Source organism: Pricia sp. (assembly GCF_041745955.1).
Classification (GTDB): Bacteria; Bacteroidota; Bacteroidia; order Flavobacteriales; family Flavobacteriaceae; genus Pricia.
Genome location: NZ_JBGTHY010000569.1, coordinates 1 through 6,869 on the forward strand (window position 1 = coordinate 1; position 6,869 = coordinate 6,869).

At 47.1% G+C, this 6,869-nt stretch carries 2 protein-coding genes; one reads left to right on the top strand and one right to left on the bottom strand.

Annotated features, from left to right (window positions below):
• The coding region (locus ACEW8S_RS20435; RefSeq protein WP_373519957.1) for a SusC/RagA family TonB-linked outer membrane protein at positions 1-2,664 on the bottom strand (2,664 nt) is incomplete at its 3' end.
• A 477-nt stretch (positions 2,665-3,141) separates the two neighbouring features.
• On the opposite strand from ACEW8S_RS20435, the gene ACEW8S_RS20440 reads away from it, so the two are divergent.
• The coding region (locus tag ACEW8S_RS20440; RefSeq protein WP_373519958.1) for a translocation/assembly module TamB at positions 3,142-6,869 on the top strand (3,728 nt) is incomplete at its 3' end.

The window sequence follows — 6,869 nt, forward strand, 5'->3', positions numbered from 1 at the left end:
CCATCGATTTTCATAAAAATCGAGATCCCAGCTTTCGTTTCCGAATCTGGAGTTTCGATTGAAATTATAGATTTCGTTTCCTACGACCCCTTGAAAATCCATACCAAAATCCAATTGTTTGTAATTTAGGCTGAACCCGAACCCATAGGTAAATTCAGGTATGGGACTGCCCAAAAAGGCCTTATCGTCCTCACCGATGATGCCGTCGCCGTTAAGGTCCATAAATTTGAAGGCACCTACGCGGGAACCCAGTGCGTCGGCCTCGGCCTGTGTCTGGATTACGCCATCGGTGACAAATCCATAGTACGATCCTATTTCAGCGCCTGTCTCCAAACGCACGATGGGGTTTCCGAAAAGTCCCGGACCCGTATTTAGAAAAGAGCCCTCACGAATTTCGGTAATTTCATTGGAAATAGTGGTTACGTTTCCGTACATACCATAGGCAAAATCTTCCGATACGCTGTTGTTCCAATTCAGGGATACTTCGATCCCTGTATTCTTGAAACTTCCCGCATTGGTAAGCAACTGGGTATTGGTGGCCCCGGAAGATGCCAATTGTTGAATGCTGAATACCGCATCTTGGGTTTCCCTGTTATAATAGTTGACCTCACCGTCCAATTTACCCTGAAAAAGACCGAATTCCAATCCCAGGTCGTACTCTTCGATGATTTCCCAAAAAATACTGGGATCCGAAAATTCGCTTATGGACCTTGCCGTTTGGGCCTGGCCGCCAAAAAAGGTCAGTGTTGGATCGTTTGCCGTAATATCGAAACCACGGGGCACATTGGCATTTCCCAATTTTCCCCAGCTTGCTTTTAGCTTTAGGCTATTGACTGCGGAAGCGTTCTCGAGAAAAGACTCGTTGCTAATGATCCAACCTATACCTACCGAAGGAAAAATATCGGTGTTGCTATCTTCCGAGAAGTTCGATGAGCCATCCTTTCGAACGGTGGCGTTCAGCAGATACCTGTTGTTATATTTATACTGCAATCGGGCAAAGAGGGATTCAAAGTGGATGTTGGACCCTTGATCGTTGACTTGTTCGGTATCGGCATTCCCTAGATCCAAATATAGTATGGCATCATTGCCGTTGAAATCTACGCCATCGGCTATGCCCTCTATTTCGAAGGAGGTGCGTTCTTCCTGTGAAAAACCACCCAAAAGGGTTAGGTTGTGATTGCCGAAGGTTTTCTGCCAGGTCAACGTGTTTTCCCAGAGCCAGTTGTCGTTCTCGATATTTTTACGGTTTAGGGTACTGATATTGGCCCTTTGACTGGTGCTGATAAAAAATTCCGGGGTGTAATTGAAGGAACGGCCACTGGTAAAATCGCCTGAGAAACTTATCCTGAAGGACAATGATTCGATGGGCTTAATTTCCGCATACACATTCGCCAAGACCCTATTCTGCTTTGCCTTCGCCCTGGAAAAATCCAAGGTGCCCCGAGGGTTTCCAAAAAGTCCTACGGCTTCGGTCGACCCGTAACTGCCGTCGGGATTGAGCGGGCTAAAGATCGGCGGGGCGATATAGGCTTGGGCAAAAGGTTCGGTGGCGTTGTTGTTTTTGGTATCGGTATACGCTACGGAACCCCCAAAGGTAAAATAGTCGTTGAGGTCGATATCAAGGCCTATCCTACCGGTCAATCTCCTGAAATCATTCCCTGAATTGATGTTCCTGCCCGCATCCAGAAGCCCTGATTGATCAAAATATCCGAAGCCGACATAATACTGGGTTTTTTTTGAAGCACCGGTTATAGAGATATTGTGGGATGTAGTCGCGGCCGATTTTTTTAAAATTTCCTCGAACCAATCCGTATCCCCATTAAAATCCGCTACGCTGATCCTGTTCTCCGAACCTTCAAATGCCTGTTTCTCATTGTAAAGCTCTACATATTGACTGGCATTGACCAAATCGGGTACATTGGACACTTTTTGGAAACCTGCGAAAGCATCATATGTAAAAGTGACGTTTTCCTGCGTGCCCTGCCCGCGTTTGGTTTTGATCACGATGACCCCGTTCGCCGCGCGAATTCCATAAATGGCGGAACTTGACGCATCTTTAAGGATACTCATGCTCTCGATATCGTTACTGTTGAGATAAGAAATATCGTTGGTCAAGACCCCATCCACAACGTAAAGCGGATCAGCGTTGCTGACACTGCCCACCCCCCTGATTCGTACATTGGGAGAGGCGCCCGGCCTTCCCGAATTGGTTATGGTTACGCCAGATACCTTTCCCTGTATCGAACTTAACGGGTTTGAATTGGGCTGTTTGGTCAATTCTTCGCTGTCCACGACCGAAATAGAACCTGTAATATCTTCTTTTTGCTGTGTTCCATATCCTACGACCACTACTTCTTCCAAAGCCTGTGCATCTTCTTGAAGGGTAGCATTAATGGTTGTCTGCCCGTCAACCGGTACATCCTTGGCGGCATAGCCTATATAGCTGATTTCGAGGATCGCATTTTCGGGAACCCCGTCCAAGGTGTAATTTCCGTCAAAATCGGTCTGGGTACCCGTGGTCGTGCCCTTAATGACTACTGAAGCACCGGGCAGGGGGCCTTGGCTATCGGAAACCGTACCCGTGACGGTACTATTGTCCTGGGCGTAGAGTAGGGAATGGACCGTTAAAAACGATAGTATCAAAAAAATGGTTTTCAATGGCATAATGCGGTATTTGGGTTAGCGTATCACTGAAAGTTAAAATGGATATTTTCAACAACATGTATAAATTAATTCTTACTGAATTTTGGTTTTGGTGGGAAAGTTATTTCGTGAACTTCTGACCTGCATGGGGAGTTCTAAATGGATTAAGAAAAAGAGGGGCCAGAGATATTAACGAAGTATAAAATTCATGGTAAGTTTAAGATTGGTTTAACGCATTTAACTTTTTTTTTGACTTAAAAATTAACTAACGGATTTTAAGGTCAAAGTTTCAAACCCATCCTTATACAAGGATTTCTTTTCGGCAGAAATCAGTATGCGCTTTCTTTTCTAATTTTAGACGTTACCCTCAAAAATAATTCCAATAGCATCATCCCCCTTTCGAATACTTTCGTAACTAGCCACGTATGTAACGGTACGTATGTAACGGTTTGAAATTAATACAAGATTGGCAACTACCTTTTGCCAAAGGTTTTACTTTTGAACTTTTACGGAAACATAGCGAGACCTACTTTGGAGAAAAAGAAAAAAAATAAGATTTTACGGCGTTTAGGCCGCATATTGCTGGTACTGCTTCTACTTTTGGTGGCGTTGGTACTTTTTATCCGTAGCCCTTGGGGTCAGGATATCATTGTCTCCAAAGCTACGGACTATGTTTCTGACAAAACGGGTACAAAGGTCGAGATAGACCGTTTGTTCCTGACTTTTTCGGGGAATCTTTCTTTGGAAGGATTATATTTGGAGGATAAAAAAGGGGATACATTGGTCTATTCAAAGGCTTTGGAGGCCGACATTGGATTGTCCCAAATCATTTTTGGAAATACCTTTAATTTGGAGTCGTTGGAGTGGGAGGGCCTAAAGGCGAACGTCACCCGGCGGGAAGGCTCCGAGAATTTCAATTTCAGTTTTTTGGTCGATGCCTTTGCTTCTCAGGATTCCGTGCCCGCCCCCGAACCGGAAGCCGGACCCATGGAAATCAGTGTGGGTTCCATCGATCTCAAGGATTTTGATATCGTTTATGACGATGGCTTTATGGGCATCGACAGTAAACTCCGACTCGGCCGATTGTATGCGGAAGCCAATACCATCGACCTCGAGGCCATGCGTTTCGAACTGGAAGACCTCGAACTGAGCGATACCGAGGCCGTCTACAAGCAGACCAAACCCTTTCCGGAAACGGAGGATACTACGGAAACGGCCTTGCCCTATTTGGCGGTAGAAAATTTTACCATCGAGAAGGTCAAGGCGAACTACAGCTCCGTGCCGGATAGCCTTTCGGCCGATGTCAACATCGGGAATTTCCTATTGGAAATGCCCAAGGCCGACCTCGCCAAGAACGATTTTGAAGTCGACGTTCTGGAACTGAAAAACTCCGATATTTCCTTGCGGATGGCCGCGCAGCTCGAACCACCGGAGGATACCGCTGCCGTGGCCAGTTCGCCAGAGCAACTTAAGGGTACTTCTACCGTGGCCAGTCGGCCCAATCAACCCGAAGATACGGTTACCGTGGCCAGTGCGGGTTTCGAATGGCCCGAATTTTTCGTGCAAGTGGATAAAATAGATTTTGAAAACAACAAAATCGCTTACGCTACGGGAAACAATCAATCCCAAGCGGGCAAGTTCAATACCGATGCCGTCGCTATTTCGGATTTCACGCTTCAGGCCAACGATATTCTGTATCGGCCCAAGGAAGCCAATTTGGTGCTCGAAAAACTGGCTTTCGCCGAAAAAAGTGGATTCCAATTAAGGAATTTCGCCTTCAACGCGCGTTTAGAAGATGACAACGCGGCCATTTCAAGATTGAAAATACGTACGAACAACAGCTCGGTTTCCGGAGATCTGTCGTTGGCGTATGCCTCCTTTGACGAATTGATCGAGACCCCGGAAAATACAAGCATCAATATAAATATCCCCAACCTGAACCTTGCCCTAGAGGATGCCTTTGTTTTTCAGCCCGATCTGGCGAATAACGAATACGTCAAAAAGGCGGCCAAAAAGCCCGTTACCGGTAATTTTGAGGTCAACGGTACTTTGGCCAGCATCGACATTCCGAACCTTGAAGTGGATTGGGGCGACAGCACCTCGCTGGTAGCGCAGGGCCGACTGAAAAATGTCATGGCACCCGATTCGTTATCCTTCGATTTCAATACCATCCGGGGGACTTCCGCTAGAAAAGATATACTGAAATTTGTCTCCGAAGACAGTTTGGGCATTTCCGTACCACAGACAATTTTGATAGAAGCTTCGGCCAAGGGCTCGGTCGACGATATGGCTGCGGATATCCTCCTAAAAATCCCCGAAGGTACCGTCCAATTGGCAGGTAGTTATTCCAATCTCCAAAAAATCGCCTTTGATGGCGTTTTAAAAGTGGACAGCCTGCGGTTGGACAAACTCCTTAAAAACGAACAATTAGGCGGGGTATCCTTTACCGTCGACGCCCAGGGCAGCGGCAACAGCCTCAATACGCTCGATGCCTCCCTAAAATCCGATTTTACGCAACTTTCGTTCGACGGGTATGATTTTTCGAACCTCGTTTTGGAAGGTGATATCGAAGACGGCCAAGGCGATATTAATCTGAACTTTAAAGACGATAACCTGAACCTCAATGCAAATGCCCAGGTCGACCTCGATTCCGTGGCCTCCGATATAAAACTCGAGCTTGACATTATAGGGGCCGACCTGCAGGCACTGGGCATCACCCAGGAAGATATCAGGGCAGCCGCCAAGCTCAATGCGGAGTTCAAGGGGAACGCCGATGATTTTACCCTCGATGCCCTACTTTCCGGAGGCACGGCGGTCTACGAAAACAAGCAATACAAACTGGACAATATCGATTTGAACGCCGCTGTCGGTAAGACGAGTACAGAAGCGAGCATCGATAGCGATTTTTTGAAAGGTGACCTGAAGTCCAACGCCACGCCCGACCAGATTACTACCGCCTTACAAAGGCAGTTCGAGGGGTATTTCTCGGACGGGGCGGTTTCCGATTCGATTTCGGATTCCGTTCAAGTGAAGTTGGACATGGGCCTGAAAACCGTCCCGATCGTATCGGAAGTGTTCTTAAAAGGACTGGAACGTCTGGATACCGTGAATATCAAGGCCGATTTTGAAGCCGCTACCAATACCCTGATGGCCAGGCTCCATGTGCCGATAGCAACGTACGCCGGATCCACAATTGACAGCCTCGAGGTGCTGGTCGACGGTGACGCCACCAATCTATATTTCAGCCTAGGCCTGGCGGCCCTACAATCGGATCCCATCAAAATAAAACGTACGCTTTTTGAGGGGAACCTGAAAAATAAGAAGATGCAGTTGGACTTCAGTTCCTTCGATGATAAAGAGCAACTGGTGCATGTCGCTTCCGAATTGGCCTTTGAAAAAGATACCGTCAACCTGCACATCGAGCCCGAGAACCTGATGTTCAACAAAAAGTCATGGGCCGTTCCACGGGACAACCAAATATCCATCGGAGAAAAGCTTTTAAATTTTAAGAACGTCGTTTTGAGCCGCAACGAGCAACGGCTTAGCCTTAGCAATTCCATCGAGGGCGTAGAAAAGGATCATATCGGCGTAAGTTTCGATAATTTTAAGCTGCAGACCTTTTTAAGCTTTTTGAATCCCGATGAAGCCTTGGCCGGGGGCCTGGTCAAGGGCAGGATCGTGGTCGAAAATCCCTTCGAGGCCACGGGAATCGTGGCCGATTTCAATATCGATGACCTACAGGTAATGAAGAATCCGTTGGGAAATCTCTCGCTGAACGCCGAATCACAAGGCCGGGGAAGCTATGATTTCGACCTTTCGCTAAAGGATGCCGGTATCGATTTTGACCTTACCGGAGATTATATTGCCCAACAGACCGGTGCTAAACTGGACCTGAACCTGGAGCTGAACAAGTTGGAACTGGCAGCGGTGGAACGTCTTTCGGAAGGGGCGATCAAGGATGCCGACGGCTATCTTTCCGGAAACGTGAAGGTCAACGGAACCACCGCCGAACCGAAGTACCAAGGTCGGTTCGATTTCAACCAAGTGAAGTTCAATGCCGCCACCTTGAATTCCGTCTTTAAAATCGATAACGAAACGATAGAGATAAATAATTCGGGACTCTACCTAGATACCTTTGTTATTTCCGACACCAACGATAACAACTTCACGATAGACGGTTCCATCCTTACCGAAACATTGACCAATCCCGCATTTGATCTCAGTTT